This window comes from Cellulosimicrobium sp. Marseille-Q8652 (genome assembly GCF_965112045.1).
Genome location: NZ_CBCOPS010000001.1, coordinates 1738326 through 1752714 on the forward strand (window position 1 = coordinate 1738326; position 14389 = coordinate 1752714).

The following is a 14389-nucleotide window of genomic DNA, read 5'->3' on the forward strand; positions in this document are numbered from 1 at the left end:
AGGGGAGCCGATCGGGGGCAGAGTCGCTCCTGTGACGCCGCTGTCGCAACGTGCTCTCAACCGCGCGACCCTCGCGCGCCAGCTCCTCCTCGAACGGGCCGACGTGACCGTCCCCGAGGCGGTGCGCCGCGTCGTCGCGCTCCAGGCGCAGCACCCGGCGTCGCCGTACGTCGCGCTGTGGAACCGGGTCGCAGGGTTCGACCCGGCCGACCTCGACACGACGCTCGCGGCCCGCACGGTGGTCAGGGCCTCGCTCCTGCGCGTCGCGCTCCACCTCGTGCACGCCGACGACTACGAGACGGTGCACACCGCGATGCAGCCGTCCTTGCGCGCCGCTCGCCTGCACGACCCGCGCTTCGCGGTGAGCGGGATCTCGATCGACGAGGCGCACGCCCTCGTCCCGTACCTCCTCGCCTACGCCGCGACCCCGCGCACGGGCGCCGAGCTCGAGGCGTGGGTCGACGCGCGCGTCCCCGAGACGCCGCGGGGGGCGTGGTGGGCGCTCCGGACGTTCGCGCCGCTCCACCACGTGCCGACGGGCGGGCCGTGGTCGTTCGGGAGCAGCACGACCTACGTCGCCTCCGGCACGCCCGCTCACCCACGCGAGACCGCGGCCCTCGATGCGGCGCTCCCCGCCCTCGTGCGGCGCTACCTCGAAGGCTTCGGGCCGGCGTCGGTCGCCGACGTGTCGCAGGTCGCGATGATTCCGCGCGCCCGCGTCCGGGCGGCGGTGAAGGCGCTCGGTGACGCGCTCGAGCGCTTCGCCGGCCCCGACGGCACCGAGCTGCTCGACGTGCCCGGCGCCCCGCTCCCCGACGAGGACGTCCCCGCACCACCGCGGCTCCTCGGGATGTGGGACGAGACGCTCCTCGCGTACGCGGACCGCTCGCGCGTCGTGCCCCCGGACGCGCGCCCGCTCGTCACGCGCTCGAACGGCGACGTGCTGCCGACGGTCCTCGTGGACGGGTACGTCGTCGGGGTGTGGCGCCCCGTGGCCGCGGGCGTCGAGGTCACCACGTACCGGCCCGTGCCCGACGACGCGTGGCCGGCCCTGGAGGAGGAGGCCCGGTCGCTCGTCGCGTTCCTCGCCGACCGGGACCCGGCGCCGTTCGCCCGCTACGACCACTGGTGGGCCAAGCTCCCGGCCGGTGCCGTCCGCACGATCGGGGCCGCGTGACCGGTCAGTGACCGGTCAGGATTCGAGAAGCGCGCGCCGTCCCGCCGCTCCTACCGTTCAGGCATGGACACCACGAACCGCACCGCCATCGACCACGTCACCCTCGAGGTGACCGACGTCGCCACCGCCGAGGTCTTCTACGACCAGGCTTTCGGCCTCGGCGGCACCGTCCGCGTCCGGGAGTCGGACGCGCCGACGTCCGGGTTCCGCGGCTTCACGCTGTCGCTCGTCGTCGCGCAGCCGAGCACCGTCGACAGCCTCGTCGGCACGGCGCTCGACGCCGGCGCGACCGTGCTCAAGCCGGTCGCGAAGAGCTTCTGGGGGTATGGCGGTGTCCTCCGTGCGCCCGACGGCACGATCTGGAAGGTCGCGTCGACGGCGAAGAAGGACAGCGGACCGCCCACGCGCGAGGTCGACGACGTCGTGCTTCTGCTCGGCGTGCAGGACGTCAGGGCGACCAAGCAGTTCTACGTCGACCGCGGTCTCGCGGTGGGGAAGAGCTTCGGGAGCAGGTACGTCGAGCTCGACACCCCCGGGTCGGCCCTCAAGCTGGCGCTCTACACGCGCCGCGCGGCAGCGAAGGACGCCGGGGTCGAGCCGGACGGGGACGGCTCGCACCGCCTCGTGGTCCACGGCGATACCGGTACCTTCACCGACCCCGACGGTTTCCGCTGGGAGTCCGGGCCGCGCTGACCCGTCGAGCGGGCGCCACGAAAGGTGGGCGAACGGCAACGGTCGGGCAGGTAGCAGGTCACGTTCGACTGCCCGGAGCCCGGTGGCCTGTAGCACCATCGGACCATGCCGCCGAAGAAGCCCACGACCGAGCCGCCGGTGCTCGACCCCGTCGTCCTCGCCGACCTGACGCCCGGAGACCGCTACGACCTCGAGGACGAGGCGGACCTCGAGGGGTTCGGGTTCGTGGATCTCGAGGTCGACCAGCTCTCCCTCGCCCACGCGAGCGTCGTGGGGTCGCGGCTCGAGGGCGTGCGCGCGTCGGAGGCCGAGCTGCGCGGTGCGACGCTCACCGAGGTCGTCCTGGAGCGTGCCGACGTGCCCGTGCTGCGCGGCGTGCGAGGCCGGTGGCGCGACGTCGAGGTGCGCGGCGCGCGCATCGGGTCGGCCGAGCTGTACGAGTCGACGTGGGACGGCGTGCACCTCGTCGGGTGCAAGCTCGGGTACCTCAACCTGCGGGGCGCGGCGCTGCACGACGTCGCGTTCACGGACTGCACGGTCGACGAGCTCGACCTCGTGCAGGCGAGCGTCACCCGGATGTCGTTCACGGGCACGCGCGTGCGGCGCCTCGACGTGCAGTCGTCGACCCTCGCCCACGTGGACCTGCGGGGGGCGGACCTGCACGACCTCGCGGGCGTCGGGTCGCTGCGGGGCGTGACGATCAGCCCGCCGCAGCTCGCGCAGCTCGCCGACCTCCTCGCGCGCGACCTCGGGATCACCGTCGCGGACTGAGCCGCGTTTCATCCTCGCGCCGGGAGCCGGGCCGCGGGAGCATGAGCACCCACGACCGTCGGGAGGAGAAGCGTGGCCACGAGGAATGACCCCGGCACGGTCGGGGTCGTCGGCGGGGGGATCGTCGGCCTCGCCGTGGCGCGGGAGGTCGTCCGACGGCGGCCCGGCACGCGCGTCGTCGTGCTCGAGAAGGAGGACCGGCTCGGGGCGCACCAGACCGGCCACAACTCCGGCGTCGTGCACGCCGGCATCTACTACCGACCGGGCAGCCTCAAGGCGCTGCTGTGCACGCGGGGGCGCGACCTGCTGCGCGACTACTGCGCCGAGCACGACGTCCCGTACGTCGAGTGCGGCAAGCTCGTCGTCGCCGTCGACCCGTCCGAGGCCGGCCGCTTCGACGCGCTCGAGCGGACCGCCACGGAGAACGGCGTCCCCGGCCTGCGCCGGCTCGACGGCCGGGAGATCGCCGAGGTCGAGCCGCACGCGGCCGGTATCGCGGCGCTGCACTCGCCGCGCACCGCGATCACGGACTACGTGGCGGTGTGCCGCGCGCTCGGCGCCGAGATCGAGGCCGCGGGCGGGGACGTCCGGCTCGCGACGCCCGTCACCGGCGTCGTCCGGCACGGCGGGCGGGTTGACGTCCTGAGCGGCGACGAGCGCGTCCCGGTCGACGAGCTGGTCCTGTGCGGAGGTGTCCAGTCGGACCGCCTCGGCGCGCTCGTGGGCGGGGCGCCGTCGCCCCGGATCGTGCCGTTCCGCGGCGAGTACATGACGGTCCGCCCCGACAAGCGGGACCTGGTGCGCGGCATGGTCTACCCGGTGCCCGACCCGCGGTACCCGTTCCTCGGCGTGCACTTCACGCGTCGCGTGGGCGGAGGGCTCGAGGTGGGGCCGAACGCGGTCCTCTCCCTGGACCGCGAGGGCTACGCGCGCTTCGCCCTCTCGCCGCGCGACGTCGCCGGGATCGCGTCGTGGCCCGGTGCCTGGCACATGGCGAGGACCCACTGGCGGACGGGCGCGCGCGAGCTGCTCGGCTCCCTGTCCGTGCGCGCGTACATGCGCGCGGCGCAGCGGTACGTGCCCGCGATCGGTGCGGCCGACGTCCGTCGCGCGGGCGTCGGCATCCGCGCCCAGGCCGTCGAGCGGGACGGCACGCTCGTCGACGACTTCCGCATCGACCGGGCCGACGGCGTCACGAGCGTGCGCAACGCGCCGTCGCCCGCCGCGACGTCGAGCCTCGCGATCGCCGAGCACGTGGTCGACCGGATGCTGGAGACCCGCTGACGGCGGTCGGTCACCGGCCGGCGAGCGCCCGGACCGCGTCGATGGTGTCCGCCTCGGCGGCGGTCTTGTCGTCGCGGTAGCGGATCACGCGCGCGAACCGCAGCGCGAGGCCGCCGGGGTAGCGGGTCGAGCGCTGCAGCCCGTCGAACGCGATCTCCACGACCTGCTCGGGCCGCACGTGCACCACGGGTCCCTCGCGCGACGTCTCGAGCTCGGTGAACCGCTCGGTCTGCCACGCGAGCATCTCGTCCGTCATGCCCTTGAACGTCTTGCCGAGCATGACGAAGCCGCCGTCGGGGTCGCGCGCGCCGAGCCAGATGTTCGACAGCCACCCGCTCCGCCGGCCGGAGCCCTGCTCGACGGCGAGCACGACGAGGTCGAGCGTGTGCCGCGGCTTGACCTTGACCCAGCCCGCGCCGCGCCGCCCGGCGGCGTAGGGCGCGTCGAGCGACTTCACGACGACGCCCTCCTGGCCCTGCGCGACGGCTCCCTCGAAGAACGCGGTCGCCTCGGCGGGGTCCGCCGTGGCGAGGCGACGCACGAGGTGCGGGCCGGCGACGACGTCGAGCACCGCGAGGCGCTCGCGCAGCGGCTCGTCGAGCAGGTCCCTGCCGTCGGCGTGGAGCACGTCGAAGAAGAACGGCGTGAGCTCGAACCCGGAGGCCTGGGCTGCCGCGAGCGCGGGTTCCCCGGCGTCGTGGGTCGCGGACCGCGCCGCCGTCTCCTGGAAGGGTCGCGGCACGCCGTCGTCGCCGACGACGAGCGCCTCCCCGTCGAGCACGAGCGTCCGCGACGGCAGGGCGCGCACGGCGGTGACGATCTCGGGCACGCGGGCCGTGATGTCGTCGAGCGAGCGGGTGAAGACGTGCACGTCGTCGCCGTCGCGGTGCACCTGGACGCGGATGCCGTCGAGCTTGACGTCCACCGTGACCGGCGGCTCGTCGTCGTAGCCGGGCAGCCCGTCGGTGTCCGGGACCCCGCTGACCCCCAGCTTGGCGAACGCCTCCGCGACGTCAGGGGCGGACTGCGCGAGCATCGGCCGGACGGGTCGCCCCACCTCGAGCCGGAACTCACCGAGCGCGACGAGCGCCGCGTCCGGGCCCGGCGCGGCGAGCGCGGCGCGGGCGACCGGCCCGGTCGCGCCGCGCAGCATGACGGCGCGTCGCACCGCGTCCGCGGGGACGTCCGCGGCCTCGGCGACCGCGTCCACGACGACCGAGTCGAGGGCGCCCTGCCGGAGCTCGCCCGAGACGAGGCCCGCGAGGAGCGCCTGCTCGCGCGCGGTCGCCGCACCGAAGAGCGCGGCGGCCTCGCCCTGGCGCGCGGTCGCGGAACCCTGGCCGGACAGCCCGGCCATGCGCTCGAACGCGGCGTCGACCGCGTCGAGCGTGAGCGTGGGCGCCTCGGCGGGGGCCGGCAGCTCGCGCAACGACCGCCAACCCAGACCCGTGCGGCGCTGACGCAGCTCACCGGCGAGGTAGGCGACGGCGACCTCCACCTCGTCCAGCGCGGGACCGAGCGCGTGCGTCGGGCCGTGGAGCGCCTCGTGCGCGCCGCGGCGCAGCAGGTCGGCGATCGCGGCGCGCTTCGCGAGCCGGGAGCGGGTGGACGCGACGGCGTCGGACGTGGCGGCGACCTCGGCGAGCAGCATGGTCCATCCTGGCGCCGACGACCTCGTCGGCGCTCGCGGAGAGGTGGTGGCTCAGCTCGCGCGCGGAGCGAGGACGGCGTCGAGGTACTCGCGGCAGCGCTCCCCGGACGCGCTGGCCGTCCGCACGACGAGCTGCGCGACGTCGCGCAGGCGCACGTTCCGGTCGTTGGAGACCGAGCGGAGCAGGCCGAACGCCTCTTCCGGCTCCAAGCCGTAGGTCGCCGCGATGACACCCTTCGCCTGCTCGATCGTCCCGCGGGTCTTGGCGGCGGCGGCGATCTGCTCCGTCGCACGCTCGTCGCTGCGCTCCGCGACGACACCCGAGATGTCGACGAAGTAGCCGGTCAGCTCGACGAGCTCGCCCGCCCCGTCGCGCCGGCCCCGGCCCACGACGGCGACCGTCCGCTCGCGCCCGCGCGCGTCCATGATGCGGTGCACGCTGCTGAACGGGGCACCGGTCCGTCGGCCGGCGTCGAAGATCTTGCGCGCGTGCTCGCGGTCCTCAGGATGCTTGTGCGCGAGGATCAGGGCGGTCGTGGGCACGACCTCCCCCGGCGCGAAGCCGTGGACGAGGAACGCCTCGTCCGACCACCACCAGGTCCCCGTCCGGAGGTCGAGGCGGTACTCGCCGGTGAGCTGCTGCGGACCGAGCGCCAGCGCTCGTTCGACGGCGGAGTGCTCGACGGCGGAGGAGTTTTCGACAGTCATCTCCGTCACCTGTTCTGAGAAGAAGGCGTAGAAATGAGCCGTGGCCTGACTCGTTCTCCTCACCGTAACGCCGGTCCTGAGCTTTCGCACCGGTTGGGGCGAAACAGTCATCTGCCGCCGGCTGCCGCCGCGCCGACGACCTCGTACGCGACCTCGTCGAGCCGTCGGCCGCCCGCCGACGCGAGCTCGAGGAGACGGCGGTAGGCCTCGGCCATGTCGACGCCGTGGCGGTAGGCGAGCACGCCCTTGGCCTGCTCCACGACCACGCGCTCGTCGAGGGCGCGTGCCACGCGGGCGGCGAGCGCCTCCCCGTCCAGGTGGTCCGGGCTGACGATCGCGAGGGTCGCGAGGTCGGCGAACGTGCGCAGCGTGGCGAGGTCGGACGTGCCCTGCGAGCGCTCCGCGCTCGCGAACACGTTGATGCCGGCGAACGCCGACCCCTGCCAGTGCATGGGCGTCGCGCAGACGGACCGGTACCCGGTCGCGAGCATCCGGGCCCCGACGTCCGGCCAGCGCCGGGCCACCTCGTCCGCGGAGCCCGCGACCACCACGCCGTCCTCCCGGATGGCGTCGACGCACGGGCCCTCGCGACGCTGGGCCTGGTACACCTCGAGCGCGGACGCCTCGTGCGACGTGGCGCTGAGCACGTCGAGGTCGCCGCCGGGCAGCATGACGAGGACGGCGGCCGAGTCGGCGTCGAAGAGCTCGACCACGTCCCCGAGCATCCGGGCCAGGAAGTCGGTGACGTTCAGCCCGCCGACGAGGGCCGACGTCGTGGAGGCCAGCGCGCGGGCGGCCGTGGGGTCGGTCATCGTCCCTCGTTCTCGTCGTGGTCCGCAGGCCGGTCGGGGTCCGCGGCGGCACCCGGGGTGTCGTCCGAGTGCGAGAAGTCGAACCGTCGTGCGAGGACGACGGAGGCGAGATCCTCCAGCGTGGTGTCGTCGGCGAAGGCGTGGGCGCGCAGCAGCGCGAGCGCGTCCGCGGTGGGGATCCCGAGCTGGGCGACGACCATGCCCGTCGCCTGGTGCACCCTGGCACGGTGGGGCCACGACGACGTCTTTGTCCCCTCGACGACGTCGGTGTCGCGCAGGAGGGCCGCGCCGACCGCGTCCGCGAGGAACTGGCGGTCGTCGGTGTCGAGGCCGAGCTCGACGCCGTCGTCCTGGTAGACGACGACGACCCCGATCGTGTGGGGCTCGGGCAGCAAGGGCAGCGCGTAGAGCGTGGTCGGACCGGCGATGCGCCGCGCCTCGTGGACGTACTCGCCGAGCCCGTCCGTGACGTCCTCCGCGAGCCGGATCACGACGGCGTCACCGGACGCGGTGACCTGACGTCCGGGCCCCGCGCCGAGCACGTCCTCGAGGTCCTCGAGCCGCGCGGCGACGACGTCCGTGGCGGAGACCGTCCACCGTTCGGGGTCCGCGGGGGACAGCGTGATCGCGCCGCCGCGCGCACCGAGGATGTCGACGCACGCACGGCACAGGCGCAGTGCCAGGGGCGCGTCGCGGTCGGTGCCGGCGATGCTCGACGCCAGCCGTGCGAGCACCTGGACCTTGTCCACGGCGGCTCACCTCCCGTCCACGCCCCCAGACCTCCAGCGTCCCACACCTGGCCGGCCCCGCAGCCGTCGGCCGGGCTCTTCATCCCCTGCGGGTGACGTTCGTCGTGCGCGGTCCCGCGCTCCGCGGGACGATCCGCAGGTGGGACGCCGTCGAGCACGTGCGCGGGCGACCGTCGCAGGGGTCGCCGTGGCCCTGGCCGTCGCCGCGGGAGCGACGGGCTGCACCGTCGCCAGCCGGCAGCAGCCGGGGCAGGCCACGGCCGCCGTGCGTGACGCGCTCGCCGAGGCGGCCTCCGCCGCCGGGACGACACGGCTCACGGTCGGGCTGCTCGACGACGACCGCGTCACGTCCACCGTCGCGGACGCCGCGATCCTCGACCAGGTGCGCGTCCTCGCGGACGCGTCCACGGCGCTCACGACCCTGGTGCCGCCCGACGACACGTCCTCCGCGCAGCGGTCCGCCGGCCTCGAGGCGCTGGACGGCGTCACGACGGAGGTCGTCGCGGCGCGCGCCTGGGTGGCGCGCGAGGCGGGCGGCGACCTGTCCGACGCGGGCGACGTGCCCGCGACGGGCGACGAGGCGATCGCCCGGCTCGACGCCGCGGCCGCCGACCTCGACGCCGCGCTGGCCCTGGCGGGTGGCGCGTGAAGCAGGTCCTCGGCGTCGCGCTCGGCATCCTCACGGCCATCGGCGGGTTCGTCGACATCGGGGACCTCGTGACGAACGCCGTCGTGGGGTCGCGGTTCGGTCTCTCCCTCGTGTGGGTCGTGGTCGTCGGCGTGGTCGGCATCTGCGTCTTCGCGAGCATGTCGGGCCGCGTCGCCGCGGTGAGCGGGCGCGCGACGTTCGAGATCATCCGCGAGCGCCTCGGCCCGCGGGCCGCCGGTGCCAACCTCGTGGCGTCGTTCCTCATCAACCTCCTCACGCTCACGGCCGAGGTCGGGGGCATCGCGCTCGCGCTGCACCTCGTGAGCAGCGTCGAGCCGCGGCTGTGGATCCCGGTCGCGGCGCTCGCGGTGTGGCTCGTGCTGTGGCGCGTGAAGTTCGACGTCATGGAGAACGTCGCGGGCCTCATGGGGCTGCTGCTCGTCGGGTTCGCGGTCGCGCTGTTCCTGCTGGGCCCCGACTGGGGCGAGCTCGTGCGGCAGGCCGTGCCGCCGTCGCCGCCCGCGACGGAGCACGTCGCGTCGTACTGGTACTACGCCGTCGCGCTGTTCGGCGCGGCGATGACGCCCTACGAGGTGTTCTTCTTCTCCTCGGGCGCGGTCGAGGAGAAGTGGACGGCGAAGGACCTCGTGCAGAACCGGATGAACGTGCTGGTCGGCTTCCCGCTCGGCGGCCTGCTGTCGGTCGCGATCGCGGCGTGCGCGGCCGTGGTCCTGCTGCCGGCCGGCATCGAGGTGTCGTCGCTGTCCCAGATCGTCCTGCCCGTGGCGCTCGCGGGCGGCAAGATCCTCCTCGCGCTCGTGATCCTCGGCATCGTGGCGGCGACGTTCGGCGCCGCGCTCGAGACGGCGCTGTCCGGTGGGTACACGCTCGCGCAGTACCTCGGCTGGTCGTGGGGGAAGTTCCGCCGCCCGGCCCGCGCCGCGCGGTTCCACCTCACGATGGTCGTCGCGCTCCTGCTCGCCGTCGGGATCCTCATGACGAGCGTGGACCCGATCCGGGTCACGGAGATGTCGGTGGTGTTCTCGGCCGTCGCGCTGCCGCTCACCTACATCCCCATCCTCGTGGTGGCGAACGACCCCGAGTACATGGGCGAGCACGTCAACGGGCGCGTGATGAACGCGCTCGGCACGGTGTACCTCGTCGTCGTGGTCGCCGCGGCGGTCTCGGCGATCCCCCTGATGGTCGCGACGGGAGCAGGGACATGAGCGACGGACCGCGCCGTGTGGTGGGGACCCGCGTGGTCGACGCGCGGCTGCACCTGCTCAGCCGGCAGGTGCTCGACGTCGACGGCGAGCCCGTGACCACGGTGGACGACCTCGAGCTCGTGGGCCCGGACGGAGGCGACGTCGTCCCCGGCCGGGAGGCGCGCGTCGAGGCGATCGTCGCGTGGCCCGTGCTCGTGACACGGATCTTCGGCGGGCATCCACCGCGGTCACGACGGGCGCAGATCGCGTGGGACGACGTGGGGCACGTCGGCACGGCGCTCGAGCTGACCGTGCCCGCGGACCGGCTCGACGTCGGCTGGGCCGAGCGGTGGGTGCGGGACCACGTCGTCGGGCGCATCCCCGGCGGCACGCACGACCCGGAGGAGGGCTCGTGATCCTCTCCGACCTGCTCGACGCGCCCGTCGTCGGGGCCGACGGCGCCCGGCGGGGATTCGTCGTCGACGTCCGGCTCGTGCTCGACCTCCTCGCGGAGGACGACGGCCCGGGCGGGCCTCGCGACCGGGAGGACGCCTCCCGTCGCGACGTCGGTCGGGACGGCGGACCCGACGACGAGCCGCTGAGCGCTTCGACCGCGGGGCGCGGCGCGGTGGGCGACGCGCGCGTCGTCGGGATCCTGGTCAGCCCGCGCAGGGCCGGCTCGTTCCACGGGTACGAGCGCACGGAGGTTCGCTCGCCCTGGCCGATCCCGCAGCTCGTCCGTCACCGCCACCGCGGGACCTACCTCGTGCGGTGGGAGGACGTCACGGGCGTCGGGCCGGAAGGCGTCCGGCTCGCCGCCGGGTACGCCGAGCACGACCCGGCCCTCGGGGCCGCGACCGTCTAGGGCGCGACGCCGGTCCCGTGCCGGTGCAGGCCGCGCGAGTCCTGGTTACCGTGGCCGGAGGGTCGAGCAGAGCGCCCGCTGCATCGTGGCGCGTGTCCGGAGGTGGCCGTCGTGAAGGCCCTGTTCGTCAGCTGCACCCTCAAGAAGTCTCCCGAACCGTCGAACACCGAGACCCTCGCGCGGGTCGTGGCGGAGGCGCTCCAGGACCGGGGGGTCACGGTGGAGCACCTGCGGCTCGTCGACCTCGAGGTACCTCCCGGCGTGGTCACGGACCTCGGCGAGGGGGACGAGTGGCCGCAGGTCCACGAGAAGCTGCTCGGCTCCGAGATCCTCGTCGTCGTGACCCCGACGTGGCTCGGCCGTCCGTCCTCGGTCGCCCAGCGCATGCTCGAGCGCATGGACGCGATGATCTCCGAGACCGCCGACGACGGCACGCCCGTCGCGTACAACCGCGTCGCCGGCGTCGTGGTGACGGGCAACGAGGACGGCGCGCACCACGTCATCTCGGAGATCAACGGCGCCCTCGTCGACATCGGGTACACGATCCCCGGCCAGTCGTGGACCTACTGGAACCAGGGTCCCGGCCCCGGCCCGGACTACGTGCAGACGGGGCACGGGCACGAGTGGGCCCGGTCGACCGGCCAGCTCATGGCGCACAACCTGCACGCCGTCGCGACGGCGCTCGCCGAACGTCCCGTGCCGCCGCAGGGCTGAACCGCGAGAAGCGCTTCTCGGCGTGCGGGTGCTGAGGGCCCGTGCCAGCGTGAAGGCGCCGGGTCCAGCAGAGAGCCCGTCGTCCCTTGCGTGAGGAGCGACCATGGCCGAGAAGTCGGAGACCAGGACCACGACCGACCACGACGAGATCCGCTCGTGGGTCGCGCCACGCTCCCGGGGCGGCGACAGCACCCTCGTCGGGCTCGTGCGCCGGTGAGCGCCCCGACGACGCCGCGGCCCGTGCGGCGCGCGGTGGTCACCGGGGGCGCGGGGTTCGTCGGCAGCCACGTGTGCGAGGCGCTCGTCGCGGGCGGCACCGAGGTCGTGTGCGTCGACGACCTGTCGACGGGGCACGAGCGCAACGTCGCCGCCCTGCGCGACGACCCGCGCTTCGACCTCGTCGTGGCCGACGTCTCCGCAGGCCTGGAGATCCCGGAGCCGGAGCGCGTCGACCTCGTCCTGCACCTCGCGTCCCCGGCCTCGCCCGCAGACTACCTGCGGCTCCCGGTCGAGACCCTGCTCGTCGGGTCGGCCGGGACGCGGAACGCCCTGGAGCTCGCGGAGCGCGCCGGAGCCCGGTTCGTGCTCGCGTCGACCTCCGAGGTGTACGGCGACCCCGAGGTCCACCCGCAGCGAGAGGACTACTGGGGCAACGTGAACCCGGTGGGGCCCCGCAGCGTCTACGACGAGTCGAAGCGGTTCGGCGAGGCGCTCACGACGGCCTACCGCCGCAGCCGCGGCGTCGACGCGGGGATCGTCCGGATCTTCAACACGTACGGTCCGCGCATGCGCGGCCACGACGGCCGGATGATCCCGACGTTCGTGCGGCAGGCGCTCGCCGGCGAGCCGCTCACGGTGGCGGGCGACGGGTCCCAGACACGGTCCGTCTGCTACGTCGACGACCTCGTCGAGGGCCTGCTCGCGTTCGCGGCGAGCGGCCACCCCGGGCCGATGAACCTCGGCAACCGCACGGAGCTCACGGTGGAGCGGGTCGCCCAGGACGTGCTCGCCGCGACCGGGTGCGACGCCGGGATCGAGCGCGTCGAGCTGCCTGAGGACGACCCGCGCCGTCGGCGTCCCGACACGACGCTCGCCGAGCGCGAGCTCGGGTGGGTGGCTCGCACGTCCTGGCCCGAGGGCCTCGCGCGCACCGTCGCGTGGTTCCGCTCCGGTCCGCAGGAGCGTCCCGACGCGCCCGACGACACCGATCGAGAGGGCGCCGCGGTCGCGGCCGTCGGGTCGGTGAGGGGTCCGGCGGACACCTCCTGAGGGTGTCGGCGTGACGTGAGGCGTCAGCCCTCGTGGTCGCGCTGCTCGCGCAGCAGCCGCGCGGCCTGGTCTCCGACGTCCTCCTGCCCGAGGCCGCGGAGCGCCTGGTCGACCTTCTCCTGCGGCTGCCGCGGTGCGAGGAGGGGCGTGTCGGGGTCCACGACGGCCTCGACGACGACGGGGCGGTCCGCGCCGAGCGCCTCGCGCCACGCGGCGCCCACGTCGTCGCCCGCCTCGACGCGCAGTCCGCCCAGGCCGAGCAGGTCCGCGTAGGCGGCGTACGGGAAGTCGGGCACGGTCTGCGACGTCGGGAACCGCGGGTCGCCCTCCATCTCCCGCTGCTCCCACGACACCTCCGCGAGGTCGCCGTTGTGCAGCACGAGCACGACGAACCGGGGGTCCGACCAGTCCCGCCACCGGTGCGCGACGGTGATGAGCTCCGACAGCCCGTTCATCTGCATGGCGCCGTCGCCCGCGAGCGCGACGACGGGCCGGTCGGGGTGCAGGAGCTTCGCCGCGACGCCGTACGGGAGGGCCGAGCCCATGGACGCGAGCGTGCTCGACAGGTGGGCGGGGACGCCCGGGGGCAGCCGGAGGAAGCGCGCGTACCAGTAGGTGACGGAGCCGACGTCGACGGCGACCTGTGCGTCGCGCGGCAGGACCTCCGACAGCTCGTGCACCACGAGCTGGGGGTTGAGCCGCTCGGTCTCCTGCGCGACCCGGTCGGCGGCGACGTCGCGCCAGGTGCCCACGAACCGTTCGACGTCGGCACGCCAGCCCTGTCGCTCGGGGAGCAGGGGGACGAGCGCCTCGAGCGTCGCGGCGGCGTCGCCGACGAGCGGCACCTCGACGGGGTGCTTGGCGCCGACGTTCCGCGCGGTCACGTCGACCTGCACGGCGCGCGCCTGGCCCGGAGCGGGGTAGAACTCGGTCCACGGGTCGTTGCTGCCCACGATCAGGAGCGTGTCGCACCCTGCCATGAGGTCGGCGGACGCGGTGGTGCCGAGGTGGCCCATCACGCCGCAGTGGTACGGCAGCGACTCGTCGAGCAGCGGCTTGCCGAGGAGCGACGTGGTGAGACCGGCGCCCAGCCGCTCGACGAGCGCGCGCACGTGCTCCTCGGCGCCGCGCGCGCCCTGACCGACGAGCACCGCGACGCGCTCGCCCGCACCGAGCACCCGGGCGGCCTCCTCCAGCGCGTCGGCGTCGGGGACGGCGCGGCTGCGGGCGAACGTGGCCGACGAGTGCACGACGCCGTGCTCGTGACCCGGGTTGGGCAGGGGGGCCTGCTGGACGTCGTGCGGCACGATCACGCAGACCGGGCTGGACGTCGCGAGCGCGGTGCGGAACGCGGCGTCGAGCACGTGCGGGAGCTGCTCGGGGGACATGACGGTCTGCACGTACTGCGCGCACACGTCCTTGAAGACCGTGTGCAGGTCGACCTCCTGCAGGTACCCCGCGCCGAGCGCCGTGCTCACGACCTGACCGACGATCGCGACGACCGGCTTGCGGTCCAGCTTCGCGTCGTACAGGCCGTTGAGCAGGTGGACCGCACCGGGGCCCTGCGTGGCGAGGCAGACGCCGACCGAGCCGGAGTACTTCGCGTGCCCGCTCGCCATGAAGGCGGCCATCTCCTCGTGCCGGGCCGTGACGAGCTCGACGTCGCCCGCGCGGCGGCGCAGCGCCGCGAGGATCGGGTCGATGCCGTCCCCGGCGTAGCCGAAGACACGGTCGACCTGCCAGTCGACGAGGCGGTCCACGAGCCCGTCGGCCACGATCCTGTCCGTACCGGTTCCGTCGCTCATCGCCCCATGCTGCGAAGCGGTGTCGGCACACGCATCT

At 74.5% G+C, this 14389-nt stretch carries 15 protein-coding genes; 10 read left to right on the top strand and 5 right to left on the bottom strand.

The annotated features are described in order from the left end of the window. The first annotated feature begins 31 nt into the window (after positions 1-31). The 4 genes from ACWPWV_RS07625 (at position 32) to lhgO (ending at position 3925) form a co-directional block, all read left to right on the top strand. A complete protein-coding gene (locus ACWPWV_RS07625) occupies positions 32-1177 on the top strand; it encodes a winged helix DNA-binding domain-containing protein (protein ID WP_454042317.1) in 1146 nt (381 codons plus the stop codon). 63 nt (positions 1178-1240) lie between these two features. Next, positions 1241-1870 carry a glyoxalase gene (locus ACWPWV_RS07630; protein ID WP_454042318.1) on the top strand — a complete coding sequence of 210 codons (630 nt, stop codon included), beginning with the start codon at positions 1241-1243 and terminating at the stop codon, positions 1868-1870. A gap of 105 nt (positions 1871-1975) precedes the next feature. Next, a complete protein-coding gene (locus tag ACWPWV_RS07635) occupies positions 1976-2641 on the top strand; it encodes a pentapeptide repeat-containing protein (protein ID WP_454042319.1) in 666 nt (221 codons plus the stop codon). 72 nt (positions 2642-2713) lie between these two features. Beyond that, positions 2714-3925 (top strand): L-2-hydroxyglutarate oxidase, encoded by a 1212-nt coding sequence (lhgO, locus tag ACWPWV_RS07640; RefSeq protein ID WP_454042320.1) that lies wholly within the window; start codon positions 2714-2716, stop codon positions 3923-3925. Positions 3926-3935: 10 nt separating this feature from the next. Here lhgO and ACWPWV_RS07645 read toward each other — a convergent pair whose 3' ends face one another. From ACWPWV_RS07645 to ACWPWV_RS07660, 4 genes are all read right to left on the bottom strand, one after another. After that, positions 3936-5576 carry an ATP-dependent DNA ligase gene (locus tag ACWPWV_RS07645; protein WP_454042321.1) on the bottom strand — a complete coding sequence of 547 codons (1641 nt, stop codon included), beginning with the start codon at positions 5574-5576 and terminating at the stop codon, positions 3936-3938. 51 nt (positions 5577-5627) lie between these two features. After that, positions 5628-6284 carry a PAS and ANTAR domain-containing protein gene (locus ACWPWV_RS07650; protein WP_454042322.1) on the bottom strand — a complete coding sequence of 219 codons (657 nt, stop codon included), beginning with the start codon at positions 6282-6284 and terminating at the stop codon, positions 5628-5630. Between the two features lie 107 nt (positions 6285-6391). After that, the gene (locus ACWPWV_RS07655) at positions 6392-7096 is read right to left on the bottom strand and encodes a GAF and ANTAR domain-containing protein (protein WP_454042323.1); all 705 of its coding nucleotides are present in this window, start codon (positions 7094-7096) and stop codon (positions 6392-6394) included. Further along, positions 7093-7845, bottom strand: a complete 753-nt coding sequence (locus tag ACWPWV_RS07660) for an ANTAR domain-containing protein (protein WP_454042324.1) — start codon at positions 7843-7845, stop codon at positions 7093-7095. Before ACWPWV_RS07660 ends, ACWPWV_RS07655 begins: the two co-directional genes overlap by 4 nt. A gap of 139 nt (positions 7846-7984) precedes the next feature. Here ACWPWV_RS07660 and ACWPWV_RS07665 point away from each other — a divergent pair, with 139 nt between their 5' ends. The 6 genes from ACWPWV_RS07665 (at position 7985) to ACWPWV_RS07690 (ending at position 12547) form a co-directional block, all read left to right on the top strand. Continuing rightward, the gene (locus ACWPWV_RS07665) at positions 7985-8494 is read left to right on the top strand and encodes a hypothetical protein (protein WP_454042325.1); all 510 of its coding nucleotides are present in this window, start codon (positions 7985-7987) and stop codon (positions 8492-8494) included. After that, the gene (locus tag ACWPWV_RS07670) at positions 8491-9720 is read left to right on the top strand and encodes an Nramp family divalent metal transporter (protein ID WP_454042326.1); all 1230 of its coding nucleotides are present in this window, start codon (positions 8491-8493) and stop codon (positions 9718-9720) included. The genes ACWPWV_RS07665 and ACWPWV_RS07670 overlap by 4 nt, the downstream gene beginning before the upstream one ends. Continuing rightward, positions 9717-10115: a hypothetical protein gene (locus ACWPWV_RS07675; RefSeq protein ID WP_454042327.1), complete on the top strand. Its 399-nt coding sequence runs from the start codon at positions 9717-9719 to the stop codon at positions 10113-10115. Before ACWPWV_RS07670 ends, ACWPWV_RS07675 begins: the two co-directional genes overlap by 4 nt. Further along, complete coding sequence (locus ACWPWV_RS07680; RefSeq protein ID WP_454042328.1) at positions 10112-10564, top strand: PRC-barrel domain-containing protein; 453 nt, start codon at positions 10112-10114, stop codon at positions 10562-10564. Before ACWPWV_RS07675 ends, ACWPWV_RS07680 begins: the two co-directional genes overlap by 4 nt. A 111-nt stretch (positions 10565-10675) precedes the next feature. After that, the gene (locus ACWPWV_RS07685) at positions 10676-11278 is read left to right on the top strand and encodes a flavodoxin family protein (protein ID WP_454042329.1); all 603 of its coding nucleotides are present in this window, start codon (positions 10676-10678) and stop codon (positions 11276-11278) included. A 213-nt stretch (positions 11279-11491) separates the two neighbouring features. Next, positions 11492-12547: an NAD-dependent epimerase/dehydratase family protein gene (locus ACWPWV_RS07690; RefSeq protein WP_454042330.1), complete on the top strand. Its 1056-nt coding sequence runs from the start codon at positions 11492-11494 to the stop codon at positions 12545-12547. A gap of 23 nt (positions 12548-12570) precedes the next feature. Here ACWPWV_RS07690 and ACWPWV_RS07695 read toward each other — a convergent pair whose 3' ends face one another. Further along, complete coding sequence (locus tag ACWPWV_RS07695) at positions 12571-14352, bottom strand: thiamine pyrophosphate-requiring protein (protein WP_454042331.1); 1782 nt, start codon at positions 14350-14352, stop codon at positions 12571-12573. Positions 14353-14389 lie beyond the last annotated feature (37 nt).

Excerpts from the sequence above, each read along its gene's own strand:
- ACWPWV_RS07675 (WP_454042327.1), top strand. The coding sequence starts at position 9,717 with ATGAGCGACGGACCGCGCCGTGTGGTGGGGACCCGCGTGGTCGACGCG.
- ACWPWV_RS07645 (WP_454042321.1), bottom strand. The coding sequence starts at position 5,576 with ATGCTGCTCGCCGAGGTCGCCGCCACGTCCGACGCCGTCGCGTCCACC.
- ACWPWV_RS07630 (WP_454042318.1), top strand. The coding sequence starts at position 1,241 with ATGGACACCACGAACCGCACCGCCATCGACCACGTCACCCTCGAGGTG.
- ACWPWV_RS07635 (WP_454042319.1), top strand. The coding sequence starts at position 1,976 with ATGCCGCCGAAGAAGCCCACGACCGAGCCGCCGGTGCTCGACCCCGTC.
- ACWPWV_RS07655 (WP_454042323.1), bottom strand. The coding sequence starts at position 7,096 with ATGACCGACCCCACGGCCGCCCGCGCGCTGGCCTCCACGACGTCGGCC.
- ACWPWV_RS07650 (WP_454042322.1), bottom strand. The coding sequence starts at position 6,284 with ATGACTGTCGAAAACTCCTCCGCCGTCGAGCACTCCGCCGTCGAACGA.
- ACWPWV_RS07695 (WP_454042331.1), bottom strand. The coding sequence starts at position 14,352 with ATGAGCGACGGAACCGGTACGGACAGGATCGTGGCCGACGGGCTCGTG.